This window comes from Alloyangia pacifica (genome assembly GCF_900116195.1).
Classification (GTDB): Bacteria; Pseudomonadota; Alphaproteobacteria; order Rhodobacterales; family Rhodobacteraceae; genus Salipiger; species Salipiger pacificus.
The window spans coordinates 13,063-35,247 of the sequence record NZ_FOZW01000012.1; the positions used below are offsets into that span (position 1 = coordinate 13,063).

Below are 22,185 nucleotides of genomic sequence, written 5' to 3' on the forward strand. Positions count from 1 at the left end.
TAAGGTCGCGCAAACTTTTCGCAGAAAGGTTCGATTTTCCTCTTCACATCCCCCGCGGGCTTCGTTAGAGACCGCTTCACCAAGCCTAGACAGTGCGGTCGTGGCGGAATTGGTAGACGCGCAGCGTTGAGGTCGCTGTGGGGTAACTCCCGTGGAAGTTCGAGTCTTCTCGACCGCACCATCTAAGCCTAGCAAGGTTTTGACATTGCTAGGCTTACGCCGAGATGAGCGGCAGTCTTCCGATACCATCAAGTGGCAAGACTGGCATTGTCAGAGCTTCATTAGATGCGCGTGATCATCTTTCTGAAGCGCCTGTTCGGCCTTCTCAAATTCAGCCGGCGTCTCCCCGATCTTGACCTGTTTGTCGGCGGTATCGCCAAGGTTGCGGCATTGGCGCAGGCGAAGCTGAAAAAAGTCCCTGAATTTGAAGTGTTGCGTTCACGGGCCTCCATGGATCAGCAGCGCTGACCCGCTTGCGAACTCCTCGTCGAGCCCGAGAAGGCAATGATCTCTTATAGGTAGCCTCTACACCCTCTCGGGCACAGAGCTGCAAAACGCAGCTTGCTGGCATGTGCCCTGACCGGCTGCGCCGACCACGTGGGCCGCACAGGGTGTTGAGTAGGGCCGGTTGGCTGGCTCGCCCGATCACGCAGAATCCCTTGATCGCCCGCGCGGGCGACGGTCGGTGCGCCCACGCGGTCTGATCGTATCCACCTGCCCGGCGCGGTGACCGTGATCCGCAACGGACGCCGTATCGTTGATCGTCCGGGAATGCAGTCAGCTTAGTCGTCCGGTCTCGGGCTGAAGTCCGGAGAAGTGTACCGACCCGCTCTTCTCCATGCGCCGCAATTGCTCCGCAGCGCGTTGGTCGAAGGCAACATTCCGATCCGCTGCAAGGGTGTCGCTGGGAATCCTGTGCGTGTCACCATGTCTGACCGTGGCCAGCAGCTCGCGATGGCTGGGGAGGTCGGGCTGCAGAGCTCCCGCGCCGGTTTGGGGCCGATGTTCCAATGCGTTTGCGGTAGCATCACCGGCGTGGGTCTGCAGACTGCGCGCGGCAATCAGTGCGGCCTCCGTGCGGTTCTTGGCCCCGAGCTTGCGCATCACCTGCCGTACATGAAGCTTCACCGTCGCCTCGGTGGTGTCCAAGACGCGGGCAATCTCCTTGTTCGACCGAGCTTGAGAGAGGTGATCCAGCACGGCCATCTGCCGCGGAGTCAATTCGGCGAGGTCGGGTTCTTCGCTGTCACCCCCGGCGTCGCGGCGCTCTTGCGAGAGCCTCTTGTCGAGGCGGGGTGGCTCCAGGGCCTCCGCCGATCGGGAAGCTGCGCCTTGACTGCCGGACGATCCTCCGGAGAGGTCGGGCAGTTGCTCCGGCCTGCCGGGCGGCGGGTCGTCCGGATCCTGGGACGAGTCCGACGACCTCATCTGGTCCAGAACCGATGGCGGGACGAAGATCCCGCCATGCAGCGTGAGATCCAGCGACTTCAGCGCAACCGCTGGATCGGTCGCCGCCGGGACCACGCCCCGCGCGCCAGCCTCCAGGGCGCCGCGCACGAACTCGGCGCTGGCGATCTCGCAAAATACGACAACCGGCCCGAGGCGCGTCGTTTGGCTTAGTTTCTGGACGATGCTGAACCAGATGGACTGGCTGCTGCTGGCGCCAGTATTGATGACGCACATCCCCCCTTGAGCCTGGGGGAAGATATCGTCGCTGTCGCTGGCCGCCACCTCTTCGATCCGCAGCCTGTGAAGGCGTGCAAAGCCTGAGAGAAATTGCGATAACTGCGCTCGGGTCAGCGGCATTTCATCGACGATGTACAGAGTCGGTTCCTGTGAGTTCGACATGCTCATCTCACCGACCTGTCGAAATGGATTTCAACCATTTTCTGAATGTCATTTAATATGCCCCCCCGAGAACTTCTTTATGAATGTTTCATTCCAAATATAGAATTTTATCCCTGACCATAAGTATAGCATCTGGGTAATACAGAATGCTTTGCAATATACCTTAAGGTGTGCGCTTGGCGGATTGCCGCTGAAAACAGCGCTTTTATACCTCACGCATGGCGTTCTGCAGCAGATCCCGGATCGGCTCGAGCAGGTAGCTCCCCATCGATCTTTCGCGGGTCACGATCAGGACGCTGACCAGCATGCCCGAGCGCAGGTCGATCCCCAGCTCGCTGATTTCGCCGGCGTCCACTTCGACACGTATGGGATAGTACGCGGTGCCGCCTGGTTCCCTGATGCTGGTGTCTGCAGAAACCATCGTGACCTGCCCTTCGATCCTTGGAAGGGTCCGGCCGGAATAGGCCGAGATGCGCAATTGCGCAGTCATGCCGGGCGCAACCGCATCGATATCGTTCGGCGCAACCTGGGCGTCGATCAGCAGCCCTTCTCTGACGGGAACCACGTCGAGCACCGGCTGCCCGGGCTGCAGGATCTCTCCGGCATTTCTCACCCTGAGATTGGAGATCGTGCCATCAACCGGGGCGACCAGTCGCTCGCGATCCAAAATGGCCTGCAGGGCGGAAAGCCGCTGCGCGATCTCGGCCAGTTCCTTGCGGGCTTCCGAGGCGCGGATGGCGAGCTTTTCGGACTCCTCCGCATCGCGTGCCTTGAGGTTCAACTCGATCTCGCCGATTTCCTGGCGGGCTTCGGCCATCTTGGTGAGGTAGCTCCCACGGAGCCCTCGGAGTTCGGCAATGGCGCGCCGCAGCCGGAGCACCTCGGCCTTGGCCGCCAGCCCCTTCTCCAAGAGCGAGGTCTTGTCAGCGAGTTCCTCGCGCATCAGGGCAAGTTGTTCGGCGGCGCTCTCCGCCTGGAGCCTGTGTCCGCTGAGCGTTTCTGAAAGCTGCGAGATGCGCTGTTCGAAGACCCGCTGCTGCGCCACGCGCAAGGCCCGCCGCGCGGCGAAGGTCTGCTGCTCCCCTGCAAGGACCGAGGAGAGGCCCGGAGTATCGCTGCTCAGGTCCTCGGGCAAGTCGAGGGCGTCGCTGCCTGCCAGTTCAGCGACGAGCCTGGCCTGCTCGGCCAACAGCGACAGCCGGCGGTCGGCAAGCACCGCCGCCTCCGCCCGGGTCGCTGTCACGTCGACCGTCAGCAGGATGTCGCCGGCGCGCACACGGTCACCGTCACGCACGCGGATGTTGCTGACCAGTCCGCCTTCGAGGTGTTCGATCGAACGTACGCCGCTGTCGGGACTGATCCGCCCCGGGGCGATTGCGCCGCCCGCAAGAGGGGCCATCGACCCCCACCAGCCCAATCCGCCGAGAAAGACCGCCATGACCAACAGGCCCGCGCGGCGCGGGGCGCGGATCGCCTCGGAGAGGCTGCGGTTGTCTTCTGTGACGCCGTGATCGGGCGCGTTTTCAGACGCTCGAACCCTCTGGCCGCTTGGCGGATACGCGTGTGCGATGGTCATCGGGATGGCTCCCTGGTCTCGAGTTCGCGTCCGGCTTCGCCACGCCGCCCGATCGCGGATGCCTCTGCCGAAACCGCGGGCGGAGTGCCACCGGCAACCTTTTCCGCCTCTTTGGCATCCCGCATACGGGCGAGCACCTCCTGGCGTGGGCCGAAGGCCTGGACCTTGCCGCCCTGAAGCAGCAGGACCTTGTCGCTCTGCGCCAGTGTCGAGGGGCGATGGCCCACGATCAGCAGCGACGCACCTGCCTTCTTAAGGTCGAGGATCGCGGCCGAGAGCGCCGCCTCACCAGACTGATCAAGGTTGGCATTCGGCTCGTCGAGCACGATCAGCGCCGGGTTGCCGAAAACGGCTCTGGCCAGCCCGATGCGCTGGCGCTGGCCGCCGGAAAGCCCGGCACCTCGTTCGCCGAGTTCGGTGTCATAGCCGTGCGGAAGCTGCGCGATCATCTCGTGGGCGCGCGCCTTCTCCGCCGCCGCGACCACCCTTGCGGCTGGACCGTCGGTCATCCGGGCGATGTTCTGCTGAACGGTGCCGACGAACAGCCCGACCTCTTGCGGCAGGTAACCGATGTGCGGCCCGAGGTCCTCCGGCTCCCAATGGTCGATGCGGACACCATCCAGGGAGACCGTGCCCGAGGCCGGCTTGGCGAGGCCGACGATGGCGCGGCAGAGCGTGCTTTTTCCCGCGGCGGACGGGCCGATGACCGCGACGACCTCGCCGGGAGCGATGTCGAAATTGACCCGTGCCAGAAGCGGGCCGTTCGGGCCGACGACCGTCAATTTCTTCACCTGAAGCCCGCCTTTGGGCGCTGGAAGCGGCATGCGTTTCGGTTCGCGCGGGAAGTCGTCCACGAGGTCCCGCAGGCGGCCATAGGCCAGCCGGGCGCCGGAAAAGTTCTTCCAGACAGACATGGCCATGTCCACCGGGGCCAGTGCCCGGCTCAAGAGGATCGAGCCCGCGATCATTGACCCCGGGGTGGACTCTCCGCGGATCACCAGCCATGCACCGGCTCCCAGCATTGCGCTCTGTGCAAAGTAGCGCAGGAATTTTGCCCCACCGGTGAAATAGCCGCCGCGTTCGCTGGCGCGCAGAAGGTTCTTCTGGGTGATCCTGTTCCGCCCTTTCCACTGGGCCATCAGCGCGCCGGTCATACCCATCGTCCGCACGACTTCGGCATTTCCGATGGTGGCCTCTGCGAGGGATGTTCCGGCAATCTGGCTGCTGTTCGCAGCCTTGAGCAGGCCCCGAGTGGCGATCTCGTTGCCATAGCTCAGGGCGAGCAGGAGCAGCGCGGCCGCAAGGGAAATCATCCCCAGAAGGGGGTGGAGCAGCCAGATAATGGCGATGAAGAAGGGCGTCCAGGGAAAGTCGAAGAATGCGGTCATACCCTGTGTCGCCATGAACGCCTGGACCTGCGAGAGATCGCGGAACGCCTGACCGCCGCCCGGGCGCCCGGCAAGCTTCGCCTGCAGGCTGATACCGAGGAACTCGGGGCCCAGCGTCTCGTTGAGCCAGGCCCCCATGCGCAGCGCCAATGCGCTGCGCAGCGTGTCCAGCATCGCCATGGTCAGGAGCGCCAGAGCAAGGATCAGAGTCAGCATCAAGAGGGTCTCGGTGCTGCCGCTGCTGAGCACGCGGTCGTAGACCTGCAGCATGTAAAGCGGCGAGGCGAGCATCAGCAGGTTGATTGCCATGCTGAAGAGCCCGAGGCACAGGAAGGCGCCTCGGCATTTGCGCAGCGTCTCGCTCAGGAGCGGATCGGAGGCGGCGCGTGTTTTGGAGGACCGGGCCATGTCACTCAGATCCCGTGCTCAGAGCAGGAAGTCTGAGGGATCGGTGAATACATAGACGTCCATGGCATCCGCCCGTGCGCTCGCGGTGGTTACGCTCGTTGTCCCGAGCGAGACATATGCCGTCTGCTCGGAGCTTTGGAAGCGCGCCCCGATGAGACCGCTCGCGTTGAGATAGACAAGATCCTGGGTGGAGCCCACCGGCACGAAGAGCGCGTCGAGGGCGACGTATTGCCCGCCGGAAATGCCGAACTTGTAGTCGAGCACGAAATTGGTCCCCGACAGGCTGGCAAAGAAGTCGTAGCCCGAAACGCTCGTCTGTGACGGCTGGTTGTCACCGTAAAGCGTATTGGTGCCACCATTGCCGACGACGAGGTCACCGCCGGCGCCGCCGACGAGCAGGTCGTCACCGGTGCCGCTGACCAGAATATCGTCCCCGTTGCCCCCCGACAGCACGTCGGCACCGTCGCCGCCGTCGAGGGAATCGTCCCCGTCGCCGCCGACCAGCGTGTCATTCCCGGCAAGGCCGTAGAAGCTCTGGTTGCCGGCGGCGCCGACAAGCGAGTCGCTGAAGGCGCTGCCGATCGCGCCGTCGATCTCGTAGTAGATGTCCCCAGTCGCAGCACCGCTGCCGCTGGTCTGTCCCTCGCTGGAAAGCTGCACGCCCACCGCGCTGGAGGCGCTTTCGTAGGTGACCACGTCAAATCCGCTGTAAACGCTTGAATTGGCGACTCCTCCGATCAACGCGTCGGCACCGACTCCTCCGTTGAGCAGGTCATCGCCCGTGCCGCCGAAGATGATGTCGTCGCCTGAACCGCCGAGCAGTTCGTCGTCGCCGGCATCGCCGCGAAGTTCGTCGTTGCCGTCGGAGCCATCGATCGAGTCATTGCCGCTGCCGCCTTCGGCATAATCATCGCCGGTGCCGAGAAGAATGTCGTCTGCGCCGTCTCCGCCGAAGGCAATGTCATTGCCGCTTCCGAGGATCAGCTGGTCATCGCCGCTGCCGCCATCGGCAGAATCCGCGCCGTTGGAAGCCTGCAGGAAGTCGTTGCCGCTACCTCCCAACAAGAGGTTGTTGCCACTGCCGGCAATCAGTGAGTCGTTCCCGGCGGCGCCAACCAGGGTGTCGTTGCCGGCATCACCGGTCAGCGTGTCCGAGCCGGAGCCCCCCAGCAACTGGTCGTTGCCGCGTCCGCCCAGCAGCAGGTCGTCACCGCCGCCCCCGTCGATGCTGTCGTCTCCGTAGCCGCCGTCAAGAGTGTCGCTGCCGTCGCCCGTTGTCTCGGTGGGCGTCCCCAAGAAATTGTCACGGCCACTATCCCCATAAAGAAGGTCGTTGCCGTCGTCTCCGCGAACCAGGTCCGCACCGGCGCCGCCGATGGCGGTGTCATCGGTGCCGGCCGCCATGATCGTGTCGTTGCCATCGCCGGCATCGAAGTAATCCGGGGCATCGCTGGCGCTGTTCCGGCGTGAGACATAGACCCTGAGCAGGTCGTTGCCGCCAAGGCCGTAGATGTTGTACGCGCCGGCAGTGCGGATATAGAGCGTGTCGTTTCCCTCTTCCCCATACTCGTCCATGGTAATCTCCCTGTTTGAATGGCCTGCCATGGGGCTGCGCTTCCCGCTCGCGTTTGCGCCGGCAGGGTCTCATCGAATGACTTTGGGTTCAGGGCAATCCAAGTCGGCTCCGCGCCGCACGATTGATCCCGGGTCGCCTGAGAAATAAATTTCGCGAATGTCCGCGCCGCGAGAAATGCGGGCGGCCCTTGCGAGCCGCCCGCCCAGGCGTAGGCGTCAGCCCACGACCGAGGTGAACGAGCCGGAAATGGACGACATTTCACCCTCGAGGGTCAGCACGGCGATGTCCATCGAGGTATAGGTGTCGGTACCGATGGCTTCGACGTCGACGACCGCCTCTGCGCTGTTTCCTTGGACATGGGTGTGGACGTCGAAGTCTGCGTTCACATCAACGTCTTCATCGACTTCAACATCGTAGTCGATATCGATATCCACATCGATATCTACGTCGATTTCCTTATCGAGATCCACGTCTGCCTTGTCGTATTTTTTAAAGTTGAATCCCATTTCTCTTCTCCTCATAGAAATTTTGTCAAAAAAAGCGCCGATTATTGTCGACGTGTCCCATGATTATATCGAGATGGATTTCTTTCAACGCCGCATAAGATACATCTTCAAAAGATAGCCTGAAATGTTTCCTGGGTCTGATGTCTTGGATTTGTGACTTGTGATTCATCTAAAGACATCATTGATATTCAGATATACGAAAATGAAATCCCAAGCCGCGCTTGGGTTAGGAGAAATCAAAAACCCAGGAGATCGTATATTGTCCGGGTCCGGTGGACTCGTCGTTCTCACCGGTCGCGCCAGAGGCCGTCGTCAAGCTGAAGTGGCTGGAAAAGAAACGTTCGCCCGGCTCGGTGCCGACCTCCACCGAAGAACGCATCACGACCTCGGGGCCGTCTTCTCCATCGGTGTTCAGTTCGAGATCGGACTGCCAGCTCCGTTCTTCGGGATCGGCGACAACCGAGTAGCTGCCTTCGACCGGGTAGTCTTCGTTTCGCTCCGAAAGATCGATGACCGTACGAGCGGTCAGGATGCCCGGCGCAAAATCGAAAGTGTCTTCGTACTCGAGGCGGTCGGGCGCGTCTTCGCCGGGCCACTCGATGACGCTGGTTTCCGTGACCGAAGTGTCCTCGCTCACAAGTGTGTCTGTCTTATCAATTGGGTGTGCCATTTGTCCCTCCCTGGAATGACGTCAGGATACACTGGATGGAACAGCGCAACGCGCGCACGAAAGGGGTATGCACTTCTGATCCCTTTCATCCAATTGCGAGCGTCGCGTCGATCGATGAGCCGGAGTAGATGTCTTCGATCGCCAGTGCCCCGGCTTGCACTTCTGCGTTGGTGTGTTCGCCGCTGACATTCACATCGAAATCGACGCTCGCCACATTGCCGTCGGCAACGTTCTTGTAGCTGCCGACCCGGTAGCTGCACTCGGGAGTGATCACCAGCGGGTTGCGCATATCGAGATAGGCGAAGTCCACGGCGAACACTCTGGTGGTGGTCGTTTCCCAGTTCTTGCCGGTGACCGTTTTCGTTGACGCAAAGACGAAATCGGCGCCGTCCACGTCGCAAAATGCATCGGTTGTCGCATATTGGGCGCCGCCCTCTGCTGCTGCCGAAAACGTTCCACTGCCAATTGCGAAAGACGCATGTTCGGTGTCGGTAATTTCCGCCTGAAGTTCCGCAGACGCCAGAGTGTGCTCTCCCAACGCCTCGGCCGTGCCACCGATTTCCATTTCGATCGAGGTTTCGTGCTGATCTCCCTGGTCGTCGTTTCGGTAGCTATCGCGATCGCCCCAGTGCCCTTTTGGATGAGAGTTGCGGCCGCCATCTGCAACCCGTTCAACAAATTTTTCCAGAAAATCCAAAGCCCGTTCAAATGCTCTGTCGGACCAGTTCCCCCTATCGAGTATCTTGCCGACACGAGCTAAAGCTGAGAAATACAAATTGTGTCCCTCCTATATGACTTGTGGCTTTCCAAGGTATCAAAAAATTAATTTCGAGTGCCCCCATATTGCGCGCAGGTCTCCAGAAAATACATACGCCTTAAGATATGGCCCTTGCGTGGTCGACCCGCGCTGTTGCGCTCCAGCAGGGATGGAAATATTTCGCCTAGTTTCCGGAGTTTCGCGGTGCCGGGCTCGGTTGATTGGTGGTGGAATATGCGCAGGGCCTATCAAAAGGGATATGCTGATCTTTTGATAGTTTGTTGAGATCATCTTTGGGCACGGTGTCACCAGAAGATGTAGCCCCATTTCGCACGGGGCCCACTCCCGGTCAGCCGCCGACAGGACGGGTCGGGCGCGATCCGGCTCGTCTAGGCGTATGCGGCGCGCTTGGGTCTTCTGATCTGATGTGCGGGTTTCCGACGCCTATGCGCAGGGCGCATTGTGGCCGCTTTGCGTGACCTTCGGAAGGGAGACGACCGAGCTGTTCTCGCGCTGGCTGGCGGCAGTTTCGGGCCGGCGACGGGTCAGGTCTTCGCCAGTCGGTAGATCGCCGGGATCACCAGCACCGTCAGCGCGGTCGAGGTCAGCAGCCCGAAGAGCAGCGATATCGCGAGGCCCTGGAAGATCGGGTCCATCAGGATCACCGCCGCGCCAATCATCGCCGCCAAAGCGGTCAGCAGGATCGGTTTGAAGCGCGTCGCGCCCGCCTCGATCAGCGTCTCGACATCGATCGGTTTCTCGGGGTTCGCATGACGGATGAAATCCACCAGGAGGATGGAGTTTCGTACGATGATCCCCGCCAGCGCGATAAAGCCGATCATCGAGGGGGCCGAGAAGGGCGCGCTAAAGAGCCAGTGCCCGAACATGATGCCAAGGAAGGTCAGCGGCACCGGCGTCAGGATCACCAGCGGCAGGCGGAAGCTGCCGAACTGCGCCACGACGAGGATGTAGATCCCCAAAAGCGCCACCGCGAAGGCCGCGCCCATGTCGCGGAAGGTGACCCAGGTGACCTCCCATTCGCCATCCCAGAGAATGCTCGGGGCGCTGGTGTCCTTTGGCTGGCCATGCAACGAGATCGTTGGCGTCTCGCCCTCGGGCCAGTCGAGCCCATCCAAGATATCCGCCGAGGCGAGCATGCCGTAGAGCGGCGACTCAAACTCGCCCGCCATCTCGCCCATCACCATGATCGTCTCGATGCCGTTATGGCGGAAGATCGGGTAGGAGGTGAGCTCATCCCGCACGCGGACCACGTCGCCCAGTTCCACCACGCCGCGCCCGCCGGGCAGGGCGTCTGCCGGAACGGGGGTCGAGAGGGCGGTCGCGTCCATCACCCGGTCGGACCGATCGCGTGACAGCACGATCGGAATGGGTCGCCGCTCGCCGCCGCGGTGCGAATACCCCACTGTCCCCTCACCGTAGAGCAGCGAGAGCGTGTCGAGTGCGTCGGCTTCCTGCACCTTGTAGAAATCCAGTGCCGAGGGGTCGAGCACCACCCGTCGGCGCGGGGCCTGCACGCCGTAATTGTCGTCGACATCGACCACATAGGGGATCTCGTCGAAGGCGGCGCGCACGCGCTCGGCGACCATCCGGCGCGTCTCGGCGTCGGGGCCATAGACCTCTGCCATCAGGGTCGAGATGACAGGCGGCCCGGGGGGCGGCTCGACGGTCTTGAGCACGGTGCCCTCGGGCACGTCAAGCGCGGTCAGTTTCGCGCGCAGGTCGAGCGCGATCTCATGGCTGGTGCGGTCCCGCTCGGCCTTGGGCGCGAGGTTGATCTGCACGTCGCCCATCTCGGGCATCTGCCGCAGGTAGTAATGGCGGACCAGCCCGTTGAAGTTAAAGGCCGAGGCGGTGCCCGCGTGGGTCTGGGCAGAGATCGCCTCGGGCAACGAGAGCGCCACGCGCGCCACCTGCTGCGCCACGGCGGCGGTGGATTCCAGCGCGCTGCCCTCGGGCAGGTCGATGACCACCGAAAGCTCGGATTTATTGTCGAAGGGCAGCAGCTTGACCGTCACGTCGCGGGTGTAGAGCGCGGCGAGCGAGCCGAAGGAAAGCACTGCCACCACCAGCAGAAAGAGCGCCGAGACGGATTTGCGCGCCAGCAACGGGCGAGCGACGGCGGCATAGACCCGCCCCAGTGCCCCGCCTGTCGCGCCGTGCTCGGCGGTATGGTGCAGCGGCGCGCGCCCGGCGATCTTCAGCATCAGCCACGGCGTGATGATGACCGCGACGAAGAAGGAAAAGATCATGGCCGCCGAAGCATTGGCCGGGATCGGGCTCATGTAGGGGCCCATGAGTCCCGACACGAAGAGCATCGGCAGCAGCGCCACCACCACCGTGAGGGTCGCCACGATGGTCGGGTTTCCGACCTCCGCCACCGCGGCGACGGTGGCGCCGAAGCGGCTCTGGCCCTCGCGTTTCATCGCCCAGTGGCGCGCGATGTTCTCGATCACCACGATGGCGTCGTCGACGAGGATGCCGATTGAGAAGATCAGCGCGAAGAGCGACACGCGGTTCAGGGTATAACCCATGATCCATGCCGCGAAGAGCGTCAGAAGGATGGTCACCGGGATCACGATGGCGACCACGATGGCCTCGCGCCAGCCGATGGCGAAGAGCACGAGGATCACGATCGAAATGGTGGCCAGCCCGAGATGGAAGAGCAGCTCGTTGGCTTTTTCGTCGGCGGTCTCTCCGTAGTCGCGGGTGATCTCGACCTCGATGGAGGAGGGGATGATCTCGCCTTCCATCGCCTCGACCCGGTGCAGGATTTCCTCGGCCACGACGACGGCATTGGCCCCGGCGCGCTTCGCCAGTGCCAGCGTCACGGCAGGGCGGCTCTCTAGGCCCTCCGGTCCGTGAGCGACGGTGCTGACGTAGTTCGATCCGGTGTCGGTCTCGAGCGTCACCTCGGCCACGTCGCGCAGGTAGACGGTGCGCCCGTCACGTGCGGTGAGCTCGAGGTTGCCGATCTCTGCGGCGGTGGTCAGGGTCTCTCCCACAACGAGCCCGACCTGCCTGCCGCCCTCGCGCAGGGTGCCGAGCGGCAGCGACGTGTTCGCCCCCTCGATCTTGCCCCAGAGCTGCTGCAGGGTGATCCCGTAGAGCGCCAGCCGCGCCGGATCGGGGTTCACCCGCAGCTGCGGCTCGGTGCCGCCGATGACATAGGTGAGGCCCACGTCCTCGATCGCCGCCAGCCGTGCCTCGACCTCGCGCGCGACGCGGGTCAGGTCGGCGGGGGTGACATCGGTCTGCCCCTCGGCCGGCGAGAGGGTGAGCGCAACGATGGCCACGTCGTTGATACCGCGCCCGACGATCAGCGGCTCTGGGATGCCCACCGGAATGCGGTCCATATTGGCGAGAATGCGGTCGCGCACGCGCAGGATCGCCGTGTCCGAGGAGACACCGACGTTGAAGCGCGCGGTGACCATGACCGCATCGTCGCGGGTCTCGGAGTAGACGTGCTCGACGTCGTCGATGCCCTTGACGATGGTCTCGAGCGGTTCGGTCACCAGTTTCACGGCGTCCCCGGCGCGAAGTCCGTTGGCCTGCACGTGGATATCGACGAGCGGCACCGAGATCTGCGGTTCCTCCTCGCGGGGCAGGGCGGCAAGGGCGATGAGGCCCACCGCCAGCGAGGCGATCAGGAACAGCGGGGTGAGCGGCGAGTTGAGAAAGCCACGGGTGAGGTGCCCGGCCAGCCCGAGGGCCCCGACAGGCCCGGTTCCTTGATCACTCATCGGCAATCACCACCACCTCGCCGGCCCCGAGCCCGGACAGGATTTCGCGCCATGTCGCGCCATCCCGGGTCACCTTGCGGCCCGGCACGACGATGCGCTGCACCGGCCCCTCGGCGGTTTCCACGATCACCATGTCAAGACCGCCACCGCGGCCGAGCGCCGCCTCGGGAACGAGGATCGAGTCCTGCTCGCCAACCGGCAGGCGCACCGGCAAGCGCAGTCCGACGTAGCGCTCCTCCAGCCCCTCGACCTCGACGTCTGCCTGCAGGCGACCGCCCGCGATCTGCGGGTAGAGCTTGGCGATCTTGCCCTCGCCGGTCTCCATCTCGATGCGGTCGCCCTCGGCCAGGGTCTGTGCGAAGCGCTCGGGGATCGACAGGCGCAGGAAGGCCCCGCCGCTGCCGATCACCGCGACAGACTCGCCCTGTGCCACGAAGGAACCGCGCGAGACCGGCACAGACAGCACGATGCCCGCTTCCGGAGCGATGACGCCGCCTTCCTCGATCTGCCGCAGGATCACCCGACGCTGCGCCTCGGTGGCGGCGATCTGGTTGGTCAGCACATCGACCGAGGTCTGCAGCGCGTCGAGCCGCTGCGCCGAGATCGTGCCGCTCTGCTGCAGGGTCTGGCCGCGGTCGAGATCTGCCTGGGCATTGGTAAGCTGGGCACGCAGCGCCTCGGCCTGCGCGTCAAGCGCGTCGATCTGTACGGAGAGCTTTTCATCCTCGACCGTGCCGACGACCTGGCCCGCCTCGACCCGATCTCCTTCGGTGACGGACAGCTCGACCAGGGTGCCGGCGATGCGGGCGCGGGCGGGAAGCGCGTTGCGGGTCTCTACCTCGCCGTAAACCGGTTTCCAGTCCGTGATCGGCTCGGAGGTGACCGTGTAGGTATCGGCGGAGGCGCTGCCGGCCGCCGCCAAGAGGCAATAGGCTAGGATGAAAGATCGCATGGTGGTGCCTCATGCTCGGGACATTCATATTGTATAAAGTGAATATGAAGGCGGTTCCAGAGGATTTTGCGAACAATGTCTTGGGGGTGAGCATGAAGACCTGGTCGCGCAGGTCAAGTGAGCAATCGGTCGCTGGCGTCACCGGGTGCGGCCGGGGAGAGGCTGGGAGGAGGCCGGCAGGAGGCTGGGCGCCGGTGCGCAAACGAAGGTTGGCGCCGCGCTGCGCGTGCGGAGCGCGGGGGGCGAAGTATTGGCGGGCTTTGCAAGCCGAGCTGCTGCTCGGGTTTCGGGGTATGCGCCGACACCGCGAACGCGCGACCCGGCGCTCTCTCGGAGCCCTGAGTTGACAGGCCAATCGGCCGCTGGACAGCATTTAGGCGCATTCATAATTTGCAGCGCGGCAATCATTCTGGTGGGAGGCGCATGCTCTATTCTCCAGAGTCGAAGGCTTCCGTGTTTCCGGCAGCAGGTTCTTGCGGAGCGACGAATAAGTCGCCTATCACAATGGGATAGTGGGGATGAAATTCTATCAGGGTGCCGGTGCCATAGAGCACCCAGGTGCCTCGCGACGACAGTAGGGCCGGTTTTCGCCTCGCCTACGAGGGCGCCGGGCTCGATGTGTTTCATGAGCGGTCGATGCCGCATTCTCCGGGCCATGGCATCACGCTTCTCTGAGGCGCAGATTTCGGAGGAGTCTTCGGCAATGAGGCACGCCTCGCCGAGTTCGAACGGCCGAGGGTCCAGCCTGTTTAGCCGAGGTCTACGCCGGTTTGACGATCTACGAGGTCCCGGCACGGAGCGGCGGCGGCTTCAGTCCGCCGACGCTCTATTTCAACGAGGAACCTCTGGAAGGCAGCACGCAGCTATCCGGAACGCAATCCGCCGATGCGTTGCGCGGAAATGCCGGCGACAATCCATAGGCTTGCTGGCCTGCTCGGGTTTTTGACACGCTCTCGGCGGCGACGACGGCGTCCAGGTTGGCACGAAGGATGATACGCTTCTCGGCGCCCGGTGAAGCGACGTACTCATCAGGGGTGAGGAGCGGTATGCTTCAGAGGAGACCTGCGTGTTCGGCTCCCGTATTTTTCAGCGCCAAGTGAATGGAATGCTGGACACGCAGGGATACCGAGACTGGATCGCGCGGCGCGGAGACGACGCTTAGGGTGATCACCGGAAGTGGCGAGTCCAACAGGTTCCAAAACAACTGCGGTGCGCTCAGCGACCAGAGACCTATCCCCCTGCTGTCCCGCAACGTGCTGGCGCACGCGTCCGACCCTCTGAGCCTGGAAAGCTGTACCGCACATCCTGCTGCAGGCAGCACACGCGACGAAGAGGTCGTCGGGTTCTCGCGGAGCCGGGAGTTCAGCCACGGCACCGCGATGGCTTTCCACAGCTTCATGGCCACGGTCGAGGGCGATTGGCTCGACGGCAGTCAGGAGGATGCTCTGCTCCTGGGCGGCGTGGCGCGGGAAACCCTCGTTTTCGATCGTGATACGGCGGGCCGCGACGTGTTTCCGGGCCTCGACGCCTGGGATGTTCTGGAGTTCACCGGGACAAAATACCTTAACTGTGCCGGCGCAATGGCCGCACATGGCGCAGGGCGGCCGGGAGGTGGTCCTCTCGCACCAGGCGTGACGGTCAAGTTCCTCGGGGCGGACTTGGTGACGGTCGACAAGATGGTGACTGAGGTCTGACGCGGGCGATCCGCACCTTTTCCCCGGCGGACCCAGGCTAGGCCCGGGCCGTGCTGCTTTTCGCGCATCACGTAGACCGGCACACTGCGCTCATCCCCATATCCGATAGAAAGCGGGCGCCTTCCTCGAAGTTCGGCACGAAGGGCACCGCGAGCCTGACATTGCCGGGCCGGACGATCTCGGGCTGGCGGCCTCGGTCGCCGGCGCAGTCGCGGCAGAGAGCAGGTGGCTGATCGTCTGGGCTTGCTCGTCAGATGCGAGAAGGCACAGATGAGCACCCGTGGTTTGGGCTCAAGGTTGTTCATCAGGTCCTGCAGGTGCTTCCGCATGGCGCGGGCCGTGGCGGCAGAGCGAGCAGCGCGAAAAGGAGGGGCGCAGGTAGAACGCCCCGCGGGATGCCAACTCCGGCACGACCTCGGACATCACCACGTTGCAGATGGCGCGCACCAATTCGCAAAGGAGCTCTCCGGTCAGCCGGTGCGCGCGCTGGCCCCGTTGCAACCGGACCTGCTGTGCGGCCCCGGCGATCCTGCCTCCCTCGATAGCCTGTCGGGCAGCATTCGCCGCGCGAGGACCGCGCCGCGCATAGGCTCGACGATGACAGTCTATTGGTCGTTCGGCTGGTGCAGGATCGGTCGGATGCGCGTCTTGCTGACCCCGATGACCTTGCCCAGTTCGTCCTGTCCCAGCTTGTTACCGGGCGCGAGCCGGCCCTTGGCGGTGGCGTCGGCGATATCGCGATGGATCGCGCCGTTGGTCAGGGGGCCGGGTCGTGGAAGTCATCGGTTCGCTCTTATCGTAGACGAACATGGTGCAAGAGTTCTCCATGTGGCTGCGACGCCCTCTCGTGCTTGACTGGTGCGCAACGGCTGTTTGAGGCAAAACTTTCGATAAATTACACGTTCCTTTTGGGTTTCCCCTGTGAATTCCCCCTGTGTTCGTTCGCCTTCTGTCGGGCGATCGGGCGACCAATTGTCAGGCGGTTCGGCCCCTGTGGCACCTTCCTGTGGCACCTTGATGTCGTGGACGACTGATCTTGAACTGGTGTCCCGCCTGTCCTGATCTGCACACATGCGCCTGCGCCGCGGGTCGCAATGAAAACAGTCAGACGCGGACAACACCTATATCTGCAATGCGGACCACAACGACGTTCTCCGCCGCGGCCACGCTTGCCGCCACAGCCGTGGCCACCTTGGCCGAGACTGCTGGACCGAAAGCAGTTTCGGGACCCGGAACATCCTGCAGTTCATCGCACCATGATGGGCGACTGGCAGACCAGCACTTCGCCCGAGGCAATCGCGGTGCTCGAGGCCTCCAAGGGGGGCTATGAGGCATTTCATGATGAGAGTCCCGTCGCCGGCTCGCCGGCGGCGGGCAATTTTCTTTTAACTTCAGGACCCATGCGATGCGCAGGAGCCTCGAACCGCTTTGTCGGCTGAGCATTGGCGTGGTCGCCTTCTGCCTTGTCATGATCGCGGTGATGTCCGTTGGGCAGAGCATAGGGCGCGTGGTCGGGATCACCATGAATTCTACCGAAAGCGTCGGTTCATTCTGGCCGGCAGCGGCTTTGTCGCCCCTGCCTGCACGCTGAGGACCGGCGGCCATATCCGCGTCTCGCGGCTGCTGGCGCGGTCGTCCTATCGGTGGGCATGGCCTTGCTGGACATGACGGAAGCGCTGGCGGGCAGGGTGGCTTGGCGGGGCCTTGCGCCGGCAATGCTGCTGGCGCTGCTGAAACTGATCTGCGTTGTTCCGAGCCGCTCACTCGAGGGCGCGTCGATGATCGTCCCGAACACCCCGGTGGCGCTGCCGAGGGTGGCGCAGGCGCGCTTCGATCCGGTCGGGTTCGGCCTCTCCATGGTCGTTGTGGTCGAGATGGCGCGGCTGACGCCCTCGGTGGGGTCTGTTTCTTCGTGCCTCAGGGGATGAGCGGGCGCGACATGTGGATGGTGACCAAGGCCGCGGTGCCCTTGCTCGTGTTGCTGACCCTGCTGGCGCTCGTGCCCGGGCTTGCGAGCGTCCTGCCCGAGCTGATGCGGTCGCGCCGAGAGGCGCCTCATTCGCAGCCGCTTGGTCAGCGAGTCCGTGATCCGTGTCAATGTGATCTGCGCCGTGCGACCTAGAGTCGGCGCGACTGAGGAGACATTGCCATGCGTCCCACTGCCATGCGTCCCACTTCGCCGAAGCGCCGCGGCCTGCCACCGCTCGTCCTTGCGGTTTGCTATGCCGCGCTGGTTGCGCTGCCGATGCTGCCGTCCCTGATTTCGGGGACGGGGCACTGGCAGGGGGCGATGCGCCTCGCGTCGGGCGCGGGCATCGCAGCGGCGGTCATGCTGCTCTTGCAGATGGTGACCAGCGGCCGCTTCGAGGCGATCTCCGGCCGCATCGGGATCGACCTCACCATGGCCTTTCACAAGTGGGCGGCACCGATCGCGCTGCTTCTGGTGGTGGTGCACCTACTGGCGCTCATCGGGCTGCCCGACCCCGAGCGCCCGGGCCGGCTCGCGCGGCGGGTCGATTTCCTGCTCACTGCGCCCGGCTTCTGGGAGGCACGTCTTGCGCTGGTACTCCTTGTGATCCTCGTCATCCTCGCGCTCCTGCGCGAACGGCTGTCGATGCGCTATCAGTTCTGGCGCGCGGGCCACGCCGTCGCAGCGGTGGCGCTTGTCGGCGCGGTGGTCTGGCACGCTGTGACGGCGGGCAGCGGTGGCGCCGCCGAGCGCTGGATCTGGATCGCGCTTGCTCTGGCGGTCACCGTTCCAGCGGCCTCGGTCTACGCCGCTCGCTTCCTGCGCCCGGCCTCGCACTGCTGGCGTCTCGAGAAGATCCGGCGGGTGGCCGAGCGGCTCTGGCTGCTTGAAATCGTCCCGGCCGGGGAGGGCCGGCTGTCGTTCGAGCCGGGGCAGTTTGCGTGGATCGCCTTCGGTCGCAAGCGGCTGCCGCTGCACGATCATCCGTTCTCGATGGCCTCGGCACCGGACGAGCCGGGGCTGCGCTTCCTTGTGCAGGAGGCCGGGGATTTCACCGGCAGGATCGGCGCACTTGAGCGGGGCATCCGTGTTTCGGTCGATGCCCCGCATGGCAGCTTCGTGCCGCGCGGCCAGGGGCCGCTGATCCTCGTGGCGGGGGGCGTGGGGATCGCGCCGATCCTGGCGATCCTGTCGCATCTCGCGCGGTCCGGCAGCGACCGCACGCTGCGGTTCCTCTATGCCGCGCGGAGCACGGCGGCGATGGTGCCGCCGGCCCTCTACCAGCCGGCCTGTGACGCTCTCGGCGTGGTGCCGGTGCTTGTCTCCGACCGGCCAGAGGACCAGCAGGGCCCCTACGGGCCGCTCGAACGCGGACCGGTCAGCGCCGCGCTGCTAGAGCGTGCCTTCGCGGGGCTCGATCCGGCGGCCTGTGAGGTGATGATCTGCGGCCCGGGTCCGATGATGACCTTCGTGGCCGACAGTGCGCTGCAGATGGGCGTCCCGCTGCACCAGATCTCCTACGAGCGGTTCAGCTACGCGGCGGGCCATGCCTCGACCAAGGACCGGCGCGTCCTGCGGCGCTTCGCGGCGCTCTGGGGCGCGGTGTTGGGGCTGGTGTTGCTCTACTGGCGGGTCTGAGACACGAGCCACTCGACAAGCGCCGCGCGCAGTTTCGGGTCCGTCGCGTGGTGCTTGGTCAGAAAGGCGTCCAGCCGGGCCTTGCCGGCGTCATCCGACGCGGCCGGCAGCGACGCGGCAATACGGGCCGGATCGCGGTGGCACTTCGCGCATTGCGCCGACCAGACAGCCGATCCCGACACCGTCTCTGCCGCGACGCCCGGCGCGGCGAGGCTGACAGTGGCGGCGGTGAGCATCGGGATGAGCCCGAAACGGCGTGGAGAAATCGAAGGCATGCAGAAGCTCCCGGAAACCGGATGCCCTGCATGATGCCGGGAGGCGGCTTCGACGGCAAGCCGTGCAACCGCAGCCACCCGGGGCGCCTGGGCGATGACGCGCGCGCTGCCGGCCCTGCCAGCGCAGGCCACATCGGACGAGGGGCAACCCATGCACAGCGCATATTGCCATGCTGGAGGGAAGGTGCGGCGGCGCACCCGTCTGCCGCTTCTGGCCCGTGCCGCTTCGGAGCCTTGGTCAGAAGGGGGAGAGGACGTGCGGGCTTGAAAGTGACCGCCGGTCACAATATCCGTTGGTGGAGATATGTCGGCATGCAAGAGCCGCTCGGGTCGAATATGGGGTGCAGAAATGGTTCAATACGCGACGGCCGCCGAAGACAAGCAGGCGCGCCGCGAAGTGATCCTCGAAGCGGCACTGGCGCTCTTTCTCGAGGATACCCGCCGCCTGCCCACCGTCGCCGCGGTTGCGATCCGCTCCGGTCTCGCGAAAGGCACGGTCTATCTCTACTTCGATAGCAAGGAGCAAATCTTCGCCTCGCTTCTCGTCCGCGACTGGCTGCAGTTCATCGGGCTGATCGCAGAGTTCTTCGAGCATTCGGTCGGGACGGAGGAGGAAAGACTGGCTGCGTTCATCGAGTTCTACGTCGCCCATATCCTCGATCGTCCGGAGCTGATGAGACTCGACTCGATCGGCTACGCGATGCTCGAGCCGGCGCTCTCCGACGCGGCCTTGCTCGACCTGAAGATTCAGTTCTCGGGGGCGCTCGACGGGGCGGGCCGCGCCATGGAGGGGGCGCTGAATTTGCGTGCCGGGGAAGGTGTCACGCTGCTCTTCCGGCATTTCGCGATGACCAGAGGCCTGTGGCAGGTGGCCGATCTGCCGCAGGCGGTCCGGGCGCATCCGGGTTTCGCCGGGCATCCCTTCGCGAGGGTGGATTTCGGCGACGACCTGTCCCATGCGCTCGCTGACTACTGGCGCGGTGCCTTGGCAAAGCCCCGGTGATCTTGCGCCCGATGCACCGCAAGCCGTCCTGCCGGGTGGATCCTGCTCATCCAGCGCATTGGCCCGATGTGATAGATGATCCGTGTCTTGGGAGGCCGCGATTTGCGGGCCGCTGGCCGGGTCCAGCAGATGCGCCTTGCGATAGCCGGGATGCTGTCCGCCGCTCGCCTCGAGCGCCCGCGGTCGCGCCATGCCGACGACCAGCGCCGCCGAGGTGCAGTTGAAGGCCGCCTTCTAGGGCGCGTAGCCGGAGAAGAGCACCTAGAGCAGCCCGCCGATCAGCGGCAGGATATTGGTGCAGCTGTCGTCTCAGGGTGCATTGGCCTCGGCAGCGCGTCCTTGGGCATGCCTTCGAGGTCGAGCTTGCGCGCCATCAGGTGCACCACGCTAAAGACGCCGATGCAATGCGGCAGGGTGGGCAGGGTCGCGGCGATGACGATGGTGGATTGGGGAAACTCAAGGAAGTCGGCCATGATGAAGGCGGCCGCCCTCACGTTCGGTGGGGTGATCCGTCCGCCTACCAAATGCTGGAATAGCCACGCCGCTCCATGTTGGGGTGGTCAGCTGGCCCGTGGTGACGCTGTCTGGCCTCCGACGGGCCCGAGATCGTGCCGAAGAAGGTCGAGAAGGCTACCGGGACCTTGGCTGCCCCGCCGCGGTAGCGACCAGCAAGGTAGTGGCATTGCCGATGAGCTGTGCGCCGAGCCCGGTGCGCTGCGCTACCACGGCGAACAGCACGAAGAGACCGGCGAGGTGCCAGCCCATGTGCCGGTGATCCGCCGGAAGGCCGAGACCCGCGGTGAGGAAATGGTAGAGCGCGAGGCGCCCGGGGATGGCGCATTGGGCAGCCCGGCTTCCCCGATGTTGCCGCGGGCAATGCCCCAGCCTTCGAGCGTCGACAGCGCGGCGACTTACGCCCGAGCCCGCCTGCGCGACGTGCCTGCCCTTGAGGTCGGAGAAGTTCTAGATCGCGGTGCCCGCGGGCATCACCATGTGCAGGTCTTCAGAGAAGAGGGTCGCGATCATAGTGCGCCGCGCTGCTTCTGTGCCGTCGGTCATTCGCAAGAGGCGACCGAGACAGGTTCGCAGGTGCAAGAATGCAGTCAGCCCGCGGGCCAACCGGGCGTCAGAGCAGCCCGAGGTTTTCCTTGATGTAGATCTCGATGCGGATGCGTTCCTGCGAGGCGAGCGGCTCGCGGCCGTCGGTGCGCGCCTTGAGAACGCGGATGGCGCTGCGCACGAGGTGGCCGGGGTTCTGCGCGATCACCGCGTCGAGCGCGCCGCTGCGCAGTTTCTCCTCGGAGTAGCCGGTGCGCTCATGGGCGATGATGACCTGCCGCATCGGATCGGAGGCGCGGCAGAGGGCGTCGAGCGGCTGGCGGACCTCTGAGCTCATCAGGTAGGCGCCGACGATGTCGGGGTGGTTGGCGTAGGAGTTGGCGATCACCGTCCGTGTCCGCGCCGGATCGCCGTAGGTCTCGAGCGAGGGCAGGGCGGAGAGGTTGGGGAAATCGGCGGTCAGCACGGTGTCGAACCCCAGCCGCCGCTCGACGCTGTCGAGCGAGTTCATCGTCTCCGAGACCACGAGGATCTTGCCCCGCCTCTCTCCGAGAAACCGCCCCAGGAGCCGCCCGGCGGTGGCGCCCGCCGAGTTGTTGTCGACGCCGACGAAATCCAGAGGCCGCAGCCCCGGCTGGCCGGTGATGAACTGCACCACCTCGACGCCGCGCTCCATCAGGCGCGTTGTGGCGTCGCGCACCTGCGGGCTCTCGGGGGCCATGATCGCCACGCCGTCGACCTGCGCGGGCGAGACTCGCGAAAGCGCCTGCGCCGTAACGTGTGGATCGTTGGACAGCACCCGCCGCATCGAGATCTCCAGCGACTCGGCGAGAAAGGCGGCGCGTGACTCCTCGATCCGCTCGACCAGCGTGGCGAGGAAGTCGTCCCCGGCCTGCGGCAGCAGGAACTGGAAGCGATAGCGGCGCCCCCGGGCAAGGTTGGCAGCCGACTGGTTGCGGACAAAGCCTATCCGCTCAATCGCTTCGTTGACCGCCTTCACCGTCTTTTCGCGCACGCCCGGACGCCCGTTCAGTACGCGATCCACGGTCGCGAGGCTGACGCCAGCGGCTTTGGCGAGGTCTTTCGTGGTCGGGCGCATGGGGGA

Annotated in this window: 18 protein-coding genes and 1 tRNA gene; 6 read left to right on the forward strand and 13 right to left on the reverse strand. The window is 64.6% G+C overall.

The window, feature by feature from the left end; genetic code table 11:
• Positions 1-94: 94 nt before the first annotated feature.
• Together BM397_RS21630 and BM397_RS21635 are read left to right on the forward strand one after the other, a co-directional pair.
• Positions 95-181: transfer RNA gene (locus tag BM397_RS21630), tRNA-Leu, on the forward strand.
• Positions 182-285: 104 nt separating this feature from the next.
• The gene (locus BM397_RS21635) at positions 286-468 is read left to right on the forward strand and encodes a hypothetical protein (RefSeq protein WP_092428424.1); all 183 of its coding nucleotides are present in this window, start codon (positions 286-288) and stop codon (positions 466-468) included.
• 309 nt (positions 469-777) lie between these two features.
• On the opposite strand, the gene BM397_RS29775 is transcribed toward BM397_RS21635, so the two are convergent.
• From BM397_RS29775 to BM397_RS21685, 9 genes are all read right to left on the reverse strand, one after another.
• On the reverse strand, positions 778-1,854 hold the full coding sequence (locus BM397_RS29775) for a response regulator transcription factor (RefSeq protein WP_092428426.1): 1,077 nt from the start codon (positions 1,852-1,854) through the stop codon (positions 778-780).
• Positions 1,855-2,053: 199 nt separating this feature from the next.
• Positions 2,054-3,424: an HlyD family type I secretion periplasmic adaptor subunit gene (locus BM397_RS21645; RefSeq protein WP_092428428.1), complete on the reverse strand. Its 1,371-nt coding sequence runs from the start codon at positions 3,422-3,424 to the stop codon at positions 2,054-2,056.
• Positions 3,421-5,220 (reverse strand): type I secretion system permease/ATPase, encoded by a 1,800-nt coding sequence (locus BM397_RS21650; protein ID WP_092428430.1) that lies wholly within the window; start codon positions 5,218-5,220, stop codon positions 3,421-3,423. Before BM397_RS21650 ends, BM397_RS21645 begins: the two co-directional genes overlap by 4 nt.
• Positions 5,221-5,238: 18 nt before the next feature.
• Positions 5,239-6,795, reverse strand: a complete 1,557-nt coding sequence (locus tag BM397_RS29920; protein ID WP_176806777.1) for a calcium-binding protein — start codon at positions 6,793-6,795, stop codon at positions 5,239-5,241.
• 216 nt (positions 6,796-7,011) lie between these two features.
• The gene (locus BM397_RS21660; RefSeq protein WP_092428434.1) at positions 7,012-7,302 is read right to left on the reverse strand and encodes a hypothetical protein; all 291 of its coding nucleotides are present in this window, start codon (positions 7,300-7,302) and stop codon (positions 7,012-7,014) included.
• 226 nt (positions 7,303-7,528) lie between these two features.
• Positions 7,529-7,972, reverse strand: coding sequence for a hypothetical protein (locus tag BM397_RS21665; protein WP_092428436.1), 444 nt, complete (start codon positions 7,970-7,972; stop codon positions 7,529-7,531).
• 85 nt (positions 7,973-8,057) lie between these two features.
• Positions 8,058-8,747 (reverse strand): hypothetical protein, encoded by a 690-nt coding sequence (locus tag BM397_RS29065; RefSeq protein ID WP_143187074.1) that lies wholly within the window; start codon positions 8,745-8,747, stop codon positions 8,058-8,060.
• Between the two features lie 527 nt (positions 8,748-9,274).
• Positions 9,275-12,490, reverse strand: a complete 3,216-nt coding sequence (locus BM397_RS21680) for an efflux RND transporter permease subunit (RefSeq protein ID WP_092428442.1) — start codon at positions 12,488-12,490, stop codon at positions 9,275-9,277.
• A complete protein-coding gene (locus BM397_RS21685; RefSeq protein ID WP_092428444.1) occupies positions 12,483-13,442 on the reverse strand; it encodes an efflux RND transporter periplasmic adaptor subunit in 960 nt (319 codons plus the stop codon). Before BM397_RS21685 ends, BM397_RS21680 begins: the two co-directional genes overlap by 8 nt.
• Positions 13,443-14,605: 1,163 nt before the next feature.
• Between BM397_RS21685 and BM397_RS21690 the strand changes: the two genes are divergently transcribed.
• The 3 genes from BM397_RS21690 (at position 14,606) to BM397_RS21710 (ending at position 18,743) form a co-directional block, all read left to right on the forward strand.
• Complete coding sequence (locus BM397_RS21690; protein ID WP_092428446.1) at positions 14,606-15,136, forward strand: DUF4214 domain-containing protein; 531 nt, start codon at positions 14,606-14,608, stop codon at positions 15,134-15,136.
• A 1,580-nt stretch (positions 15,137-16,716) separates the two neighbouring features.
• Entirely contained in the window at positions 16,717-17,064 is a 348-nt protein-coding gene (locus BM397_RS21700; RefSeq protein ID WP_256218776.1) for a TRAP transporter large permease subunit, read from the forward strand.
• A gap of 221 nt (positions 17,065-17,285) precedes the next feature.
• A complete protein-coding gene (locus BM397_RS21710) occupies positions 17,286-18,743 on the forward strand; it encodes a ferric reductase-like transmembrane domain-containing protein (protein WP_092428454.1) in 1,458 nt (485 codons plus the stop codon).
• Here BM397_RS21710 and BM397_RS21715 read toward each other — a convergent pair.
• Positions 18,728-19,018, reverse strand: coding sequence for a cytochrome c family protein (locus BM397_RS21715; RefSeq protein WP_092428456.1), 291 nt, complete (start codon positions 19,016-19,018; stop codon positions 18,728-18,730). The two genes, BM397_RS21710 and BM397_RS21715, sit on opposite strands and share 16 nt — an antisense overlap.
• Before the next feature lie 349 nt (positions 19,019-19,367).
• Between BM397_RS21715 and BM397_RS21720 the strand changes: the two genes are divergently transcribed.
• A complete protein-coding gene (locus BM397_RS21720; protein ID WP_176806779.1) occupies positions 19,368-20,021 on the forward strand; it encodes a TetR/AcrR family transcriptional regulator in 654 nt (217 codons plus the stop codon).
• Positions 20,022-20,299: 278 nt separating this feature from the next.
• Here the strand turns inward: BM397_RS21720 and BM397_RS21725 are convergent, their stop codons facing one another.
• The 3 genes from BM397_RS21725 to BM397_RS21730 all read right to left on the reverse strand — a co-directional run bounded on the left by BM397_RS21725 (position 20,300) and on the right by BM397_RS21730 (position 22,179).
• Positions 20,300-20,494 (reverse strand): hypothetical protein, encoded by a 195-nt coding sequence (locus BM397_RS21725; RefSeq protein WP_143015405.1) that lies wholly within the window; start codon positions 20,492-20,494, stop codon positions 20,300-20,302.
• Positions 20,495-20,538: 44 nt separating this feature from the next.
• Positions 20,539-20,862 carry a TRAP transporter large permease subunit gene (locus BM397_RS29070; protein WP_143015406.1) on the reverse strand — a complete coding sequence of 108 codons (324 nt, stop codon included), beginning with the start codon at positions 20,860-20,862 and terminating at the stop codon, positions 20,539-20,541.
• Positions 20,863-21,147: 285 nt separating this feature from the next.
• Positions 21,148-22,179 (reverse strand): LacI family DNA-binding transcriptional regulator, encoded by a 1,032-nt coding sequence (locus tag BM397_RS21730; protein WP_092428462.1) that lies wholly within the window; start codon positions 22,177-22,179, stop codon positions 21,148-21,150.
• Positions 22,180-22,185 lie beyond the last annotated feature (6 nt).

Excerpts from the sequence above, each read along its gene's own strand:
- BM397_RS21635 (WP_092428424.1), top strand. The coding sequence starts at position 286 with ATGCGCGTGATCATCTTTCTGAAGCGCCTGTTCGGCCTTCTCAAATTC.
- BM397_RS29775 (WP_092428426.1), bottom strand. The coding sequence starts at position 1,854 with ATGAGCATGTCGAACTCACAGGAACCGACTCTGTACATCGTCGATGAA.
- BM397_RS21645 (WP_092428428.1), bottom strand. The coding sequence starts at position 3,424 with ATGACCATCGCACACGCGTATCCGCCAAGCGGCCAGAGGGTTCGAGCG.
- BM397_RS21650 (WP_092428430.1), bottom strand. The coding sequence starts at position 5,220 with ATGGCCCGGTCCTCCAAAACACGCGCCGCCTCCGATCCGCTCCTGAGC.
- BM397_RS29920 (WP_176806777.1), bottom strand. The coding sequence starts at position 6,795 with ATGGACGAGTATGGGGAAGAGGGAAACGACACGCTCTATATCCGCACT.
- BM397_RS21660 (WP_092428434.1), bottom strand. The coding sequence starts at position 7,302 with ATGGGATTCAACTTTAAAAAATACGACAAGGCAGACGTGGATCTCGAT.
- BM397_RS21665 (WP_092428436.1), bottom strand. The coding sequence starts at position 7,972 with ATGGCACACCCAATTGATAAGACAGACACACTTGTGAGCGAGGACACT.
- BM397_RS21680 (WP_092428442.1), bottom strand. The coding sequence starts at position 12,490 with ATGAGTGATCAAGGAACCGGGCCTGTCGGGGCCCTCGGGCTGGCCGGG.
- BM397_RS21685 (WP_092428444.1), bottom strand. The coding sequence starts at position 13,442 with ATGCGATCTTTCATCCTAGCCTATTGCCTCTTGGCGGCGGCCGGCAGC.
- BM397_RS21710 (WP_092428454.1), top strand. The coding sequence starts at position 17,286 with ATGCGTCCCACTGCCATGCGTCCCACTTCGCCGAAGCGCCGCGGCCTG.
- BM397_RS21715 (WP_092428456.1), bottom strand. The coding sequence starts at position 19,018 with ATGCCTTCGATTTCTCCACGCCGTTTCGGGCTCATCCCGATGCTCACC.
- BM397_RS21720 (WP_176806779.1), top strand. The coding sequence starts at position 19,368 with ATGGTTCAATACGCGACGGCCGCCGAAGACAAGCAGGCGCGCCGCGAA.
- BM397_RS21725 (WP_143015405.1), bottom strand. The coding sequence starts at position 20,494 with ATGGCCGACTTCCTTGAGTTTCCCCAATCCACCATCGTCATCGCCGCG.
- BM397_RS29070 (WP_143015406.1), bottom strand. The coding sequence starts at position 20,862 with ATGCGCCATCCCCGGGCGCCTCGCGCTCTACCATTTCCTCACCGCGGG.
- BM397_RS21730 (WP_092428462.1), bottom strand. The coding sequence starts at position 22,179 with ATGCGCCCGACCACGAAAGACCTCGCCAAAGCCGCTGGCGTCAGCCTC.